At 59.1% G+C, this 15,977-nt stretch carries 12 protein-coding genes; 3 read left to right on the top strand and 9 right to left on the bottom strand.

The features are described from left to right. Window positions 1–43 precede the first annotated feature (43 nt). From AACY36_RS09995 to puuE, 6 genes are all read right to left on the bottom strand, one after another. The gene (locus AACY36_RS09995; protein WP_339416527.1) at window positions 44–1,390 is read right to left on the bottom strand and encodes a nucleobase:cation symporter-2 family protein; all 1,347 of its coding nucleotides are present in this window, start codon (window positions 1,388–1,390) and stop codon (window positions 44–46) included. A gap of 182 nt (window positions 1,391–1,572) precedes the next feature. Then, window positions 1,573–2,865 carry a urate hydroxylase PuuD gene (locus AACY36_RS10000; RefSeq protein WP_339416526.1) on the bottom strand — a complete coding sequence of 431 codons (1,293 nt, stop codon included), beginning with the start codon at window positions 2,863–2,865 and terminating at the stop codon, window positions 1,573–1,575. Window positions 2,866–2,916: 51 nt separating this feature from the next. Beyond that, the gene (locus tag AACY36_RS10005; protein ID WP_065873378.1) at window positions 2,917–3,420 is read right to left on the bottom strand and encodes an ureidoglycolate lyase; all 504 of its coding nucleotides are present in this window, start codon (window positions 3,418–3,420) and stop codon (window positions 2,917–2,919) included. Between the two features lie 87 nt (window positions 3,421–3,507). Further along, window positions 3,508–4,503, bottom strand: coding sequence for an allantoicase (gene alc / locus AACY36_RS10010; protein ID WP_339416525.1), 996 nt, complete (start codon window positions 4,501–4,503; stop codon window positions 3,508–3,510). Window positions 4,504–4,544: 41 nt separating this feature from the next. Next, window positions 4,545–5,060 (bottom strand): 2-oxo-4-hydroxy-4-carboxy-5-ureidoimidazoline decarboxylase, encoded by a 516-nt coding sequence (gene uraD / locus AACY36_RS10015; protein WP_339416523.1) that lies wholly within the window; start codon window positions 5,058–5,060, stop codon window positions 4,545–4,547. Further along, on the bottom strand, window positions 5,057–5,983 hold the full coding sequence (gene puuE, locus AACY36_RS10020) for an allantoinase PuuE (protein WP_339416521.1): 927 nt from the start codon (window positions 5,981–5,983) through the stop codon (window positions 5,057–5,059). Before puuE ends, uraD begins: the two co-directional genes overlap by 4 nt. Window positions 5,984–6,369: 386 nt before the next feature. Between puuE and uraH the strand changes: the two genes are divergently transcribed. Continuing rightward, the gene (uraH, locus tag AACY36_RS10025; protein WP_339416519.1) at window positions 6,370–6,723 is read left to right on the top strand and encodes a hydroxyisourate hydrolase; all 354 of its coding nucleotides are present in this window, start codon (window positions 6,370–6,372) and stop codon (window positions 6,721–6,723) included. A gap of 154 nt (window positions 6,724–6,877) precedes the next feature. Continuing rightward, the gene (locus AACY36_RS10030; protein WP_339497030.1) at window positions 6,878–12,142 is read left to right on the top strand and encodes a dermonecrotic toxin domain-containing protein; all 5,265 of its coding nucleotides are present in this window, start codon (window positions 6,878–6,880) and stop codon (window positions 12,140–12,142) included. Here the strand turns inward: AACY36_RS10030 and AACY36_RS10035 are convergent. The 3 genes from AACY36_RS10035 to AACY36_RS10045 form a co-directional block, all read right to left on the bottom strand. Next, window positions 12,123–12,764 (bottom strand): LysE family translocator, encoded by a 642-nt coding sequence (locus tag AACY36_RS10035; protein ID WP_339416516.1) that lies wholly within the window; start codon window positions 12,762–12,764, stop codon window positions 12,123–12,125. The two genes, AACY36_RS10030 and AACY36_RS10035, sit on opposite strands and share 20 nt — an antisense overlap. Window positions 12,765–12,775: 11 nt before the next feature. Further along, window positions 12,776–14,122, bottom strand: a complete 1,347-nt coding sequence (locus AACY36_RS10040; RefSeq protein ID WP_339416514.1) for an NCS2 family permease — start codon at window positions 14,120–14,122, stop codon at window positions 12,776–12,778. Between the two features lie 169 nt (window positions 14,123–14,291). Next, entirely contained in the window at window positions 14,292–14,726 is a 435-nt protein-coding gene (locus AACY36_RS10045; protein WP_339416512.1) for a MarR family winged helix-turn-helix transcriptional regulator, read from the bottom strand. An 81-nt stretch (window positions 14,727–14,807) separates the two neighbouring features. Here AACY36_RS10045 and AACY36_RS10050 point away from each other — a divergent pair, with 81 nt between their 5' ends. Further along, window positions 14,808–15,974, top strand: a complete 1,167-nt coding sequence (locus AACY36_RS10050; RefSeq protein ID WP_339416510.1) for an aminotransferase-like domain-containing protein — start codon at window positions 14,808–14,810, stop codon at window positions 15,972–15,974. Window positions 15,975–15,977: the final 3 nt, after the last annotated feature.

Genomic DNA, 15,977 nt, shown 5'->3' on the forward strand with positions numbered 1-15,977 from the left:
CGTGGTTCCCAGTTTCGTTATTGTTTTTGTAAGAACGAAGGAATCAATGGGTAGGGGCGACGGCAGGTCGTTCAGACCCGCCGAGGATGTTGAACAGGATATTCAGCGACAGCGCGCTGAGGGTGGCCATGGCGATGCCACTGTGGGTAATCGGGCTCATCCACAGCGGTAGTTGCGCGAAGAATTCCGGGCGCACCACCGGGATAAGGCCCATGCCGATACTCACCGCCACCAGCAGTTGGTTGCGACGGTCGGCGATATCGGCGTCCTGCAGGATTTTGATCCCGGTGGCCGCGACCATGCCGAACATGGCAATCGCCGCACCACCCAGCACCGCCGCAGGAATCGACGCCACCAGGTAAGCGGCTTTGGGCAGCAGGCTGAGCACAATAAGGAAGGCCCCGGCCATGATCGTCACCGAGCGGCAACGCACGCCGGTCATCTGCACCAGGCCGATGTTTTGTGCGAACGAAGAGTGGGTGAACGTGTTGAAGAACCCGGCAAAGAACGACGCGCCGGCATCGCACAACAAACCACGGCGCAGCATCTTCGGCGTGACGTCCTGGCCGGTGATCTTGCCCAGCGCGAGGAACATCCCGGTGGATTCAACAAAGATGATCACCACCACCAAGCACATCGACAGGATAGGCGCCAACTCGAACGTAGGCATGCCGAAGTGCAGCGGTGTCACCACTTGCACCCACGGTGCCTGGGCCAGGCCGCTGAGGTCGACCATGCCAAGCAGGCCGCACAAGGCGTAACCCAGGCCCATGCCGACCAGTACCGAAATGTTCACCCAGAAACCGCACATGAAGCGGTTGATCAACAAGATGGTGCCCAGTACCAGCGCAGCAATCGCCAGGTAGATCGGCGAACCAAATGTTGCAGCGCCACTGCCGCCACCGGCCCAGTTCACGGCGACCGGAAAGAGTGAGAGGCCAATCGCGGTGATCACGGTGCCGGTCACCAAGGGCGGGAAAAAGCGCACGATCTTGGACATGAACGGCGCGATCAACATACCGAAGAACCCGGCGGCGATGGTCGCGCCGAAGATACCCTGCAAGCCGATACCGGGCATGCCGGCCATGGCGACCATGCTGCCGACGGCGGCGAAACTGGCGCCCATCATCACCGGCATGCGGATGCCCACCGGGCCGATACCGAACGACTGCACCAGCGTGGCAATGCCGGCTACCAGCAGGTCGGCGTTAATCAGGAAAGCGATGTCTTCACGGCTCAAACCGGCGGCCTGGCCAATGATCAGGGGCACGGCGACGGCGCCGCCGTACATCAGCAAGACGTGTTGCAGGCCTACCAGAATCAGTTGCAAGAGGGGCAGCCGCACCATCGCGGGCACGGCAGGAATCTGCGGTTCGACTAACTCGGTCATGCAACACCTCGGATCTTTTTTATTTTTGTGTTGTGTGAAACGCAATCTCTACATCATCACTAATCCCCTGTGGGAGCGGGCTTGCTCGCGAATACGGTGTGTCAGTCGCTGAATGTGCTGACTGATCCGGCGCCTTCGCGAGCAAGCCCGCTCCCGCATTTGGAGCTGTGTGAATCAGTGAGCTAATTGGTACGCGCCCCCTGGTTGATCCAGGTACCAATCAAATCCCGCTCCTGCTGGGTCATCTGGGTGATGTTGCCCAGGGGCATGATCTGGCTCGCCACGGCTTGCGCTTGAATACGCGCAGCCTGCTGCTGGATCTGCGCCGGTGTATCAAACATCACCCCGGCCGGAGCAGTGCTGAACAGCGGGCTGGTGGGCTTGGCCGAATGGCACACGGTGCAGCGCTGTTCGATCACATGGTGAACCTGGCCAAAATCCGTGGTGGCCTGGGCGGGCGCGGGCTCAGCAGCCGGAGCAGCAGGCGCGGCGGGCACGGCGGGCTTCAAGCCGCCACCTAATGCCGTTTCCGGCAGCGGCTGGTACTCAATGGCCGCCGGTGCCTTGACCACTTCGGCGACGGGCTTGGGACCGGTCACATACGCCAGGCAAATCATCGCCAACGCACCCACCGGCAAGGTCCACGCGTACTTCTGGCTGTTATGCCGGGTGTTGAAGTAGTGCCGCACCAACACCGCCGCCACCGCGATGCCCGCCAGGATCAGCCAGTTGTATTGGCTGCCGTAGGTGCTCGGGAAGTGGTTGCTGATCATGATGAACAGCACTGGCAAGGTGAAGTAGTTGTTGTGACGCGAACGCAGCAACCCTTTGGCGGGCAGTGCCGGATCCGGCGTGCGGTTTTGCGCGATAGCCGCCACCAGCGCGCGTTGCGCCGGCATGATGATGCGGAACACGTTACCGACCATGATGGTGCCGATTATCGCGCCAACGTGCAGGTACGCACCGCGCCCGCTGAACACCTTGCTGAAGCCATAGGCTGCCGCAATCAACAGCACAAACAGGATAAAACCAAGCAGGGCAGGGCGTTTGCCCAGGGCCGAGTCGCAGAGGAAGGAGTAGATGAACCAGCCGGCGAACAGTGAGCCAAGGCCCAGCAATACGCCTTCGGTGCCGCTGAGCGTGCTGCCGGGGGCGAGCAGGTACAGCGTCGGGTTGAGGTAGAACACCACGCACAGCAGCGCGACGCCCGACATCCAGGTGAAATAGGCTTCCCATTTGAACCAGTGCAGATTGTCCGGCATGGTCGGTGGGGCCAGTTTGTATTTTTCCAAGTGGTAGATACCGCCACCATGGATCGCCCACAAGTCACCGGCCAGGCCGTTCTTGGGGTTGACGCGGTTGAGGTTGTTTTCCAGCCAGACGAAGTAGAAAGAAGCGCCGATCCACGCGACGCCAGTGATCATATGAACCCAGCGCACGCTCAGGTTCAGCCATTCCAACAGATGTGCTTCCACAGTCTTTACCTCTCGCCTGTCACCCTTGTTGTCGGGTGATCCGGCCTTCTCTTATTGGTGGGGGGCGAGGATCAACCGCTCATCCTCTTCAAAAAAATGCTCATCGCAGTTATTGCCTGTGCCACTGCGATCAACCACCAGGAAGTCATCCCGCTTTTCGATCGTCAGCACCGGGTGGTGCCAGACGCCGCGATGGTAATTAATGCCCTGCCTGCCGTTGGTGACGAAGGCGCGGACCAAACCTGATACAGGTGCATCGCCAAGTGGCGCGACCACGATCAGAAAAGGGTTGCCGAGCAGCGGTATGAACGCCTGGCTGCCCAGCGGGTGTCGTTCCAGCATGCACACGGTCAGCGGCATGTCCTGCGCGTCGGCGCGGAAGATGCTGATGATCGCGTTGTCCTCAGGCTGTGCGGTTTCGACCGTCGCCAGCTTGTGAAAGCGCATGGTCGACCCGTTGTTGATCATGAAGTGATCGCTGCCATCGGTTTCGATAACGTCTCCGAAAGGGGCGAAGGCTTCTTTGGTCAGGGGTTCGATCATCAGTGTGCGCATGGCTGTCTCTTATCCGAATGCTGTGTTGTTGGTTCTGCTTGCTTTTGTAGTGAGCGGGGCAAGCCCGCTCACTGCAGGTTTCAGCGTTTACTTCGAAACTTTACCGAGCACGCGCAAGCGACTCACACCACCATCCGGGAACACATTCAGGCGGATGTGGGTAATCGGCCCCAGTGCCTTGATCTGCTCGGCGAAGGTGTGTTCGGCGTGCATTTCCAGCTTCTGCGCCGGCAGCAGTTCGCGCCAGAACAGTGACTGGGTTTCGATCTGGCTGTCGGTGCCGCCCTTCACGAACGCGCCCTGGATCGAGCAGGTGTCCGGGTAGTTGCCCTTGAAGTGCAGGGTGTCGACGATGATCTTCTCGATCGCGCCTGGGTGGCCCAGGGCGACGATCACCCAGTCATTGCCCGGTGTACGACGACGTGCGGTTTCCCAGCCGTCGCCCATGTTGATGCCACGGCCTGGGTTGAGGATGTTGCTCATGCGGCCGAAGTGTTCATCGGAGCACGCCAGCGCGCGACCTCCGTTGAGCGCCGAGGCCAGGTCGACTTGTTCGTTGTCGCCGACCGAGGACCAGTCGCGGAATGGAATGCCGTACACACGTAGACGCGCCACGCCGCCATCCGGGTAGATGTTGAAGCGCAGGTGGCTGTAGGCCTGGTCGTTGTTGATCTCGTGGTAGTGGTGGCTGTTGCCTTGCAGCTCGACGGCCGACAGCACTTCCACCCACTGGGTGTTTTCGTCCGGGTCGCCCGAGGCCAGGAAGCAGGCTTCCAGCGACGCCGACGGCGGGTAGTTGCCGGTGAAGAATGAGGTGTCGATGTCCACGCCCTTGATCGAGCCAGGTACGCCCAGGCGAATGACCGCACTGTCGTAGCCTTCGAAGCGCTTGCGGCGTGACTCCCAGCCGTCCATCCACTTGCCGTTGTCATCGAAAACGCCCTCCTTCCACACGGCCGGCGTCGGCTGGAACAGACGGTTGGCGTCAGCGAACCAGTCATCGGTCACCGAAAGGATCTTGGTGCCCAGACGGGCGTCGGCCAGGTTGACGAACTTCTCGAAAGGTACGGCGTAAGCTTTCATTCTTCTTGTCTGCCTTAGATAGAGTGGCTGGGGATGGTCGTTTAGAGGGTCAGTAATCGGAACAACGCGATCTTGTTGATCTCGGCCAGTGCGCAGTTGAACTCGGCGTCTGCCGAATTGTGGATGCGTGTTTCGAACGCGGCCAGGATCTGATGCCGGTTGCTGCCTTTTACCGCCATGATGAAGGGAAACTTGAACGTGGCCTTGTAGGTGTCGTTCAGCTCGGTGAAGCGTGAGAACTCTTCGGCCGTGCATTGGTGAATACCCGCGCCGGCTTGTTCATCGGTGCTGGCTTGGGTCAGTTGGCCCTGGACGGCGGCTTTGCCGGCCAGGTCCGGGTGAGCGTTGATCAGGGCCAGTTGACTGGCATGATCGGCGCTCAACAGGATATCGCTCATGCGCTGGTGCAGGGTTTCGATCTCGTCGATCGAAGCGTCCTGGCCCAGGTCGAAGGCCTTCTCGGCTACCCATGGCGAATGTTCGTAGATGTCGGCGAAGGCGGCGACGAATTCATCGCGGCTCAGGGTCGACGGCTTAAGGGTTTGGAACGCGGTCATTTCGCTGCTCCCGTGTACGGGTGGGTTTCGTGCCAGTGACGGGCAATGTCCACGCGACGGGTGAACCACACGTGTTCGTGACCTTTGGCGTACTCGAGAAACCGCTTCAACGAAGCCAGGCGCGCAGGGCGGCCGATCAGGCGGCAATGCAGGCCGATGGAAAGCATCTTCGGCGCCTCGTCCCCTTCGGCGTAGAGCACGTCGAAGGCGTCCTTGAGGTATTCGAAAAAGTCATCGCCCTTGTTGAAACCCTGCACCTGGGTGAAGCGCATGTCATTGGTGTCCAGGGTGTAGGGGATCACCAAGTGCGGCTTGTCGGTAGGGTTGTTAGGCTCCCAGTAGGGCAGGTCGTCGTCGTAGGTGTCGCAGTCATACAGGAAACCGCCTTCCTCCATCACCAGCCGGCGGGTATTCGGGCCGGTGCGCCCGGTGTACCAGCCCAATGGGCGCTCGCCGGTGAGTTCGGTGAGGATGCGGATGGCTTCGAGCATGTGCTCGCGCTCCTGGGCCTCGTCCATGTATTGGTAGTCGATCCAGCGGTAGCCGTGGCTGCAGATTTCGTGACCGGCCTCGACCATCGCGCGGATCACGTCCGGGTGACGCTGGGCGGCCATGGCCACGGCGAAGACGGTCAGTGGAATATCGAATGCTTTAAACAGCTTGAGGATGCGCCACACGCCGGCGCGGCTGCCGTATTCGTACAGCGACTCCATGCTCATGTTGCGCGCGCCTTGCAGCGGCTGCGCCGAAACCATTTCCGACAGGAAGGCTTCAGACTCTTTATCACCGTGCAAAATATTGCGCTCGCCGCCTTCTTCGTAATTGAGTACGAAAGACAACGCGATGCGCGCCTTGCCCGGCCAGTGGGGGTGAGGAGGGTTACTGCCGTAACCGATCAGGTCGCGTGGGTAGTCAGCGCTCACTGCAGTCTTCCTTCTTGTGCGTGATCATTCATGTGGCGGCCGGGCAGTGAAAAGACTGGGTGGCGTCACAGCGATGAGTGATTGTATACAACTTATCGGCAACTTTGTAAGCCTGCATTTCTGCATTTTTTCCGCAGAGCTCTGTGTAAAGGGTGTAGCAAGAAACTTGCCTGACTGGTCAGCTAATGGACAAAAGGTTGTTTAAAAGCAAGGATTACTCATCGATCAGTCTGTCGAGCATCAGCAGCATGCTGATCCAAAGCGTTATGTTTTTTATTGTGTACAATTTTTTTTAAAAGTGTCTTAATCAGCCATCGCCGGCTTTTTCGATGCCCTGAAAAAGTGCGGATCACTCTTCTACTGACCACGGGAGGCGCGTAGACGCCATGGGACGCTTGACCACACACATTTTGGACGCCGCACACGGCTGCCCCGGCAGCGCGATCAAGGTTGAACTGTATCGCGTCGAAGGCACTCAGCTTGAGTGGGTCGCTACCGCCGTGACCAACAGCGACGGGCGCTGCGAAGCACCATTGCTGCAAGGCGACGACTACCGCAGCGGTGTCTACCAGCTGCAATTCAGCGCCGGTGATTACTACCGTGCCCGTGGCGTGCAATTGCCTGAACCGGCGTTTCTCGATGTGGTGGTGTTGCGCTTTGGCATCAGCGCCGAACAGGATCACTACCATGTCCCACTGTTGATTTCGCCTTACAGCTATTCCACCTACCGCGGTAGCTGAGCGTCACCTCGCTTCACACCCCCAAAGCTCTTCGTTGGTTTTTCGCCCGCCCACACTGCGGGCTTTTTTTGCCTGCAGTGGGCTCAATTATCTAGCGCGTTCTGACCGCCTGCGTTGCTTAGGCTGGGTGTTTTCCTCCACGAGAAAAAACACCATGACCTCGGCCACCGAAAGTCAGTCCGCTCCTCCCGTTTCCAGCGCTGCGTCCGACACCGACGAGATTGACGACGCCAGCGATGCTGAAGAGGCCCCCGACGCTGAGTTACGGGCCATTCGTAACTCGTTGAAGGCGCGGGTTCGCACCTCTACCCATCCCAGCCGCCTGATCAATCAGATCTGCCTGGCCGACATGCGCTGCAGCGAGTCGGCGCAGACGCTGACACATCTGCTGGGGCGCTCGCCCAAAATATTGAAGGTGATTCGCGCCGAGCTCTACAAGGCGTTCAAGGAGGAACCGGATGATCTGCTGTTTACCGTGCCTGCGAAGGACGGTGAGCCCGAGAAAGTCGACAGCCTGACAAGTCGTGCATTGTCGTTGCTTTTTGAGCCCTGGGCGGCTGCCAGTGTTTGTGCGTCAACCACGCTGACCATCAAAGGAAAGCCCGGCTCTCGATTGACATTGACGCCGTTGGAAGCCCTTCAACGGGTGGTCGCGATGCGGCTTTATGAGCGATTAATCCACGCGGCCGCTAACTATTGGGACACCTTGGCATACGGTTCCTGGCGCACGCGCCGGGAGCGCTGGGTAGCGTTGCACGAGGAGCTCTTCGCCGCCCGTGCCTTGATCGCGCGGCAACTGGATGAGCTGTCGAGTACCGGAATGGCCATGGTTCAGGCTGTGATTGATGCGCCTGGCGCGCCGGCGCGTCAGGCCGCGGGTGGTGATTGGGCCTGCGTGCGAGTGGGCCAGTTACTCTGGCCGGGTACACCTGCGATGGTGATTCCAGGTGCCCTGCATATCTATCGCGAGGGTGACCCCAGTGGTGTGCCGCATATCATTTACCTGCCGGGTGTGGCCCGCAATCTCTATGAGTACCCTTCCTTCGTTGCGCTTCAGTGCGGTGTGCTGGAGCTGAGCAAGTCGCGGTTTGACGAGCTCTGGCAATGCTTGCCTTTAAATCGTCGCCACATGTTATGCCGTCCTGCGGACTTGTCCCCGGCGTCCAGCGTTGTGCGTGGTCAGGAGATTCTGGAGGATGCGTTGGCGCTGGGGGCGCAGGAGTTGCTGAGCCAGCAATGGAATAACGAGTTGGCCTGCGTTTCGGTGATTTATCACCAGCACGTATTTGCCAAAGAGCGGCCGCAGCCACTTGATGCAGGTTCGTTTCTCAAGTACGTGGAGGGCAACAGGAAACAACTGGTCGGGTGGGCTCGGCTCGGCGAGCTGCGTGACGAATTGCTCGATTGGGACCACCAGCGACGGAGCACAGAAATTATCTTTGCCAGTGTCGCGCCCGGCTTGGCGCTGCGCACGGCAGAGCAGCAGATCAAGCGTTACGAAAAAGGCATGGTCGCGCTGCTGGATCCGGATGATCCAAGCGCCGAGACACCGGCGCATCAGGAGGTCGTCGCATGGGTGGGTCAACTCAAGGTTCACGCCCAAACCTTGAATGCATTGTCGCAGGGTGCCGGGCAACGCTTGCTTCACGTTGATTTTTGGTCTGAGCGCCCAGGTGGGGAGGGGACACCCAGGCGGGTTGTGTCGTTTATGCACGCCCAAACCGAGGCCTTGCGCTGCGAAGTGCAGTTGCAACACAGGCTTAAGCTGCTGAGTACGGCGCATCGTGACTTGATGATTGAAGTGGTGGAGCAGCCTTTGCCCGCCCGGCGTCCGGACAGTCAAACCCAGGTGCTGTCGATTGCCATCGGCAGCGAGCTGGATGCCTTTTACTCGCTCCATAACATTTGGGTGGTTACGACCGCCGCGGCGGTGAGAGTCCCGCTTCGCCAGCTACCCGTGGTGCTGTACGCCTTCGGAGAAGAGGGCGGGGTGATGGCTTTTGCCGGGCTGGACGCCCTCACCCGAAGTGTCAAAGCCAGTCTCGTCAGTCGGGACGATTCCGTGCTGTGGGGCTGTGTCGCGCGCGATAAGCGCAACAACTTACGCACACATGCGGTGCGTGAAACCTTAGAGGTGCGCTACGTGCCCATCCCAGGTAAACCGGCATTGGCCTCCCTCAAAAAGCGCCTTGGGAGCTGTGATCGCTTGTACAAAAGCACCGATCACATCACGCGTATTTTCAGTGAGGTCAAGGATGCCGACATGAGCCGTGCGCTGCTGTTGACTGAGCTGGAACAACACCTGCAGGTTCCCTTCAATAGCGCCCTGAGCCGCGCGCAGGCGAATATTGAGTTGCTGCGCAACGTCGCACTTGAGGCGAAAAAACTGCCGGCATGGTTAGCGGGGGCCACGCGTGCGCAGCGCAAACACTTCAGGCGCTCGAAGAAGCTTTACATGAGCAGCACCTGGGCATTTTTAAGCCGGCTGGAACAACGTCTACCGGACTTGAACACCTATGCCCGCCAGGCGTTGACCGCCCGGTTGCGTGACGAGCGGATCTCCTTGGGGGTGCAGATAGACGAGCCCTTTATGGCGATGTCCGGTGATATCCATGGCACGTATTGTGATTATAAAGAGGCTTGCCTCTTGAAAGATCCGCAAAAGATACTGCCCCCCTCGTCGTCGTGCAGGGCCTTCAGTCTATTGGAGCTGGCGCTGCACAACCTGGACCCGCTGGCACCTTGGACGCACTATAAGTTAAACCGTGCTTGCCCTCTGCGATGGACGTGGCCAGACAGTCTTTCGACTGGCCGTTTGAGGCAAATCGTATCTTCGCTGGATGTAGGCGGCCGGTACGACGCATTGATCAATAAGGTGTTTTATCCCTCTGTTAATCCCAGTAACTCGCTCAGCAAAGGACGTATTCCCGAGTTATTGAATCGCGCGCTGCGTGCGGGGGTTGAGCATCATCTGTTTTCAGCGATTCAACACGGGCTGTCGGCGAACGCGCAAAGCGTATTCAGTACTGCAATGGCCGCACGGACGCCGCAGGACCTGATGACGAACCCGCATGAGTTAAACCTGCACGTGGTTCATTTGGTGGGCCATACGATGCAGCATGATCGCTATGTCGCAGGGATAGTGGTCGTGCAAGACAAGCGTTCGCAGCTTTGCGTGGTCTATTGGCCCCAGGCGCCCCTCGCCTTGGTGCTCACTGAGTACAGCAACCTTGAAAAGGCAGGGGCTGAATTGAACCGTCTGTGCGCATTGCCCGATAACCTTAAGACGCTGGCACGCCAGGTCGCACCCGGCTGGGCCTTTCAGGCAAAGCACCAGTCCCCGTTCGAACCAACGGCCTTCAACATACTTGATGTGCTTCCTGGCAGTTTCCTCGTGAGAGGGATTTGGCGGTTGACCCGCCTGCTGCGCGTCAAGCATCTGGAACCGTCGCTGTTACTTGATGAGATTGAAGAACAGGCGCTCGAGCAGATTGCCAGTGATCCACGGGATTGGCTGGCGATTGTTGCCACGTCCAACTGCAATGCCCAGGCGTTGCTGTACCACGGCAAAGTGCACGAGTTGCAACGCCAGGCACAGGCCGCCAGTTACTCTAATAAAGCGCTGAAGGAATATCGAATCCGCCGCCTTCGCGACGGCAGCTTGGCCAAAACACGGATGGTGTTAAGTCTCTTCATTCCCGTACTCGGAGTGTTCAGTGACATCTACGAGTTGTACGTTGCAGCGCGCCGTTACAAGCGTTATGGCGATCCCAGTGATAAGCGCGTGTTGGCCGATACGATTAAATTGTTAATGGTCAATCTGGTGATGACGTTCGTACCCGGCCCCAAGGTGGCGGGTGTTGCGGGGGCTTCCGCTATACGGTCTGCGCTGCCCCCGGCTTTGGGGCGGATACGCCGCTGGCGGGTGGAACCGAGCGGTGGTCCCCGTTCGGCGTCATCCGTGAGGCAACTTCCGGCCCTGGAGCGTTTCAAGACTGCATCGGTGCCGGAGGGGGCTGTGGCGTTGAAGGGGCCGGGTCGGGAAGGTGTCTACGTCAAAAATGGAGGGCTATTTGTGGCGGATGACACACACCATTATCCGGTTTACAAACGGGGCAGTGAGCAAGGGTTTCGTCTGAAAAACCAGCAGTCGCCGGGTCAGGACGAATTGATTCTGGATATCCACCAGTCCAGGGAGTGGTTACTCGGCGCAGACGCGCCGCAACCGGTGGCGGGAACGAGTTCAAGCATGCCAGGCCCGTGGACAGCTCCGGTACCACCGTCGCCGGACTGGTCGCCTCCCTTAGTGCGCACGGCGACGGAAGACTGGATTAAGAAAACCGTCACGGCACCCTCTGATGGGCTGCAGTGGCGTATGCAAACTCCGAATGTTGACCAAATGATCTTGCTCGCGCCTGATGTGTATCACATTCCGATGGATTCCCGAGGTTTTGCCTGTAATGTACTGCGAGACGCCCCGGCTGGCGCGAGTTTGGCTGATCCGTCAAGTGCTTATTACAGGTTGCTCCCTCAAGGTAATCAAGCGCCTTTGGACGGCATTGTATTTATCATGAAGGATGAACCGTTGGTGTCATTGGCCAGCGTTGATCTCGAGCGTTGGACAAGCACCGCGCGGCTCGAACAGCCTATTGCGGCCTCACGCACTTCGACGAACGACTGGGTGTTCCATACACCTCTATTCAACAAGCCATTGGCGGAGTCTGTGGGGGATGCATTTCCTGCCATGACCATCAAAAGCCGGGATTTCACTGTCGCAAGGATGATTGAACGGGCGGATTCGAGTCGCTCTGCAACGGCGACTCATCTGCTCAACGTTCGTGCGACGTTGGACGGTTGGTTACCAGCACTGCCTGCCAGCCCCGGTCAAACGGATGACTTGCTGAGGATGTTGCGGTATTCCCATAGGAAGAACGGCACGGTGTTCATCGGTTTCGATGGTAAAGCGCCCGGCTTTACTCGTGTCGACTTTCAGGCGACGGGATTGGATCCTTCGTTGCGGCCCAGTCGCGGGGGGCGCTGGGTTGAGCGAAACGATGCGCAGTATGCGGCCGTCAGGCAGGTGCTGGAGCGACAGGGTTTCAGTGTCAATGAGCTGCGCAAAAAGCGAGGTCGCCGGTTCACGCGCGATTTTATCGCGACCCATACGTCCTCCGATCAGAACCTGCTGTACTACGTGACAGTCCAGTGGGCCGAAAAAGGGGTTGTCACGTTGCATGAACGGTTGACGGATGGTTGGTTTAATCGAGCCATTAGCCGATCTCCAAAATTAAGCGCGCTCGTGCAAGTCAAAAGTGCCATGGAGGAGGGGCGATTGATCCGGATCGCAGCAGGCATTCAATGGCCCGTCCGGGGTACGGTTCCTCCCAGTGTTTATTTCGTCAAAGTGAGTCCATTCTGACCTTCATCAACGACATCATGCCCGCACCGCCAAACAATCCCGCACTGACACGGTTGAACCAGCTTTGGCCTTTGCCGCTGCGCAGGTAGCGGGCCGCACCATGGGCGCTCAAGCCATAGGCCAGTTTGCAGAACAGGTCGAGCACGGTCCAGGTGGCGATCATTACCAGTAGTTGTGGCAGGAACGGCTGCTCGCCGTTGAGAAACTGGGGCAGAAAGGCGGCGAAAAACAGAATGTCCTTTGGGTTGCTGGCGCCGAGGACAAAGGCGCGGCCAAACAGTGTGCGAAAGCGGGGCGTGGCAGCCGACTGCGCAACTTCGGCGCCATGGGCCGGTTGCCGCGATTGCTGCCAGCTCTGCCAGGCGAGATAAAACAGGTACAACGCGCCAACAATCTTCAAGGCACTGAACAGTTGCTCGGACGCCAGTAACAACGCCCCCAAACCCAGCGCCGAGGCGCTGAGCAGGCAGATCGAGGCAAGTACCCCGCCAAGAAACGCTGGATACGAGCGGCGCAGCCCATAGTTGAGGCTGTTGCTGATCATCAGCAGGGACAGTGGCCCTGGTATGAGGATCACCACCAATGCTGCGCCGCTGAACAGTAGCCAGGTTTCCAGGTTCATCCATTGCTCCTTTATAGAAATATGAATTTGGCGATAAAGATCGCGCACAGCACCCACAGGCTGACAGAAATCTCGCGGTACTTACCGGTGCCGGCCTTGAGCGCCACATACGTGATAAAGCCCAAGGCGATACCGTCGGCGACCGAGAAGGTCAGCGGCATCATGATTGCGGTGACAATCGCCGGGATGCTGTCAGTGGCTTCATCCCAATTGATATGGGCCATGCTCGCCATCATCAGCATCGCGACATAAATCAGCGCACCCGCCGTGGCATACGCTGGAATCATCCCCGCCAGTGGTGCAAAAAACATCGCCGCCACAAACAGGATGCCCACGGTCACGGCGGTCAGCCCGGTACGCCCGCCAGCGGCCACGCCGGCAGCACTTTCCACGTAGCTGGTCACCGGTGGAACACCCACCATGGCACCGAATACGCTGGAAGCACTGTCGGCTTTCAACGCACGTGACAGGTTATCGATCTTGCCATCGGCATTGACGAGGCCGGCCCGCTGCGCGACGCCCATCAGTGTACCGGCAGTGTCGAACATGTGTACAAAAAGAAATGCAAATACCACGCTGATCATGCTGATATTGAATACACCTTTTACGTCCATGGCCATCCAGGTCGGCGCCAGGCTCGGAGGTGTGGCAAGAATGCCGTTGTAGTGCACCAGGCCCAGCCCTCCACCCGCCAGCGTCACAGCGATGATGCTGATCAGGATCGCGCCGAACACGCGGTGGTAGCTGAGGATCGCGATCAGCAGGAAGCACACGGCTGCCAGCAGTGGCGCGGGCTCGTGCAACGAACCGAGTTTGATCAAGGTCGCGGGACTGTCGACGATGATGCCCGCCGTCTTCAGGCCGATCACCCCGAGGAACAGGCCTACACCCGCGCCCATCGCATGGCGCAAGCTGACGGGGATGCTGTTGAGCAGCCATTCGCGCACGCGGGACAGGGTCAGGCCCATGAACAGAACGCCGGAAATAAACACTGCGCCCAGCGCAGTTTCCCAGGTGTAGCCCATGGTGCCGACCACGGTGTAGGTGAAAAACGCGTTCAAGCCCATGCCCGGCGCCAGGCCGACCGGCCAGTTGGCGTAGAGGCCCATTAACAGGCAGCCCAGCGCGGCGGCGATGCAGGTGGCGACGAATGCCGCGCCGTGATCGATGCCGGCGTCGGCCATGATGTTCGGGTTGACGAAAATGATGTAGGCCATGGTGATAAAGGTGGTGAGACCGGCGATCAGCTCGGTCTTCACTGTGGTGCCATGCAAGCGCAGCTTAAACAGGCGTTCCAGCCAGCCGGTGCGGGTGGGTTGGAGGTCCAGGGGTGAGGCTTCGGATTTGCGGCTATCCACAGCGAGTACTCCTCAAGCATTTTATTGTTATGGCCAGCGCTTAGGCGCTGTGAGGTACTGGCGGGTTTGTTGACCAATAGGTCAGGAACTCGCACGAAGCGAATTATGCTTTTGTATACAAATAAAGCAAATAATGTTTTCGAGCGGTTGGGTAAAAGTGGATGAAAGGCTAGTTCAAGGCACTCAGCGCCTGGTTCACCGCTAGCCATCCGGCCACGGCTTCAGCCCCCGCGTCACTGAAGGCGCGTTGCAACAACTTCACCTGTTCGCGGCGCAGTGATTGCTCAAAACGCAGGCCTTCTTCAGTGAGCTCCAGCAGGCGTTTGCGCTTGTCGGTTTCTGACGCGACGCTGTTGACCAGATGCATTTCCTGCAATTGGCGCAGGGGCATGTTCAGCGCCTGCTTGCTCACACCGAGCAATTCCAGCAGTTCCTTCACGCTCAAGGCGGGGTAGCGCGCGATAAAAAACACAATGCGCTGGTGCACGCGGCTCAGGCCTCGACGTTCGAGCATTTCGTCGGCTTTGGCGGTGAAGGCCTGGTAGCCGAAAAAGAACGCCTCCATGGCCTCTTGTTGGCGGGCCTGGTTTTTAAGGTCAAGCATGTTGACGTATCCACTGAAGTTGTCGTAATTTCGGTCAACCAGTTTGACGTATTTAACGCGATCTTCGCTACCGGTGACCCCATGGCCTTCTCTGAACGTGTTACGCGCCTTAAAAGCTCCCTGATCCGTGAAATCCTCGCGGCAGCCCAGCGCCCGGAAGTGATGTCTTTCGCCGGGGGGCTGCCGGCCGAGGCCATGCTGCCAGCATTGAACTGGGATGACATGCCGCTGAACATCGGCCAATACGGCATGAGCGAAGGCGAGCCACAATTGCGCGAGTTGCTCGCCGCCGAGGCCCGAGCCCTTGGCGTGCCGTGCCAGGCCAGCCAGGTGCTGGTGGTCAGCGGTTCCCAGCAAACCCTGGACCTGGCGGCGAAGCTGTATATCGACAAAGGCACGCAGATCCTGTTGGAAGGCCCGACCTACCTGGCTGCCTTGCAGATCTTCCAGCTGTTCGGCGCCGATTGCCTCACCGTGTCATTGGAAGCCGATGGCCCCGACCTGGCCGCTCTGCGGGTCAACCTTGAACGCCATCGTCCGGCGTTCATCTACCTGATCCCGACGTTCCAGAACCCGTCGGCCGTGCGCTACAGCGACGCCAAGCGCGCCGCCGTCGCCGCCTTGCTCGATGAGTTTGGCGTGACCCTGATCGAAGATGAGCCCTACCGCGAACTGACGTTCGACGGCGGCAGCGCCACACCGATTGTCGGACGCCTGAAAAAAGCCAGTTGGATCTACACCGGCACCGTGTCCAAGACCCTGTTGCCGGGCCTGCGCGTTGGCTACCTGATTGCCAGCCCGGACCTGTTCCCGCACCTGCTCAAGCTCAAGCAGTCGGCGGATTTGCACACCAACCGCGTCGGCCAGTGGCAAGCGATGCAGTGGATCGGCACGGAGAAATACCAGCATCACCTGGTGGAACTTCGCAGCTTTTACCGCGAGCGTCGCGATGCGTTCCAAGCCGCATTGGAACGTCACTTCGCCGATCTGGCCGACTGGCAAGTGCCCCAGGGTGGATTATTCTTCTGGCTGACCTTGAAACAGCCGCTCGACACCCGCACCTTGTTGGCTCAAGCGCTCGATCAGAACGTCGCGTTCATGCCCGGTGAACCGTTCTTTTCCGAGCCGGACCAGCACCACGGTTCGCTGCGACTCAATTTCAGCCATATCGACCCGGCCCGCCTCGACGAAGGTCTTAAGTGCCTGGCCGCGGTGGTCCGTCACGCACAGCACGCGCAAGCGGCATAAGGG

This window comes from Pseudomonas sp. EA_15y_Pfl1_P101, from assembly GCF_963970835.1.
GTDB classification, from domain to species: Bacteria; Pseudomonadota; Gammaproteobacteria; order Pseudomonadales; family Pseudomonadaceae; genus Aquipseudomonas; species Aquipseudomonas tritici.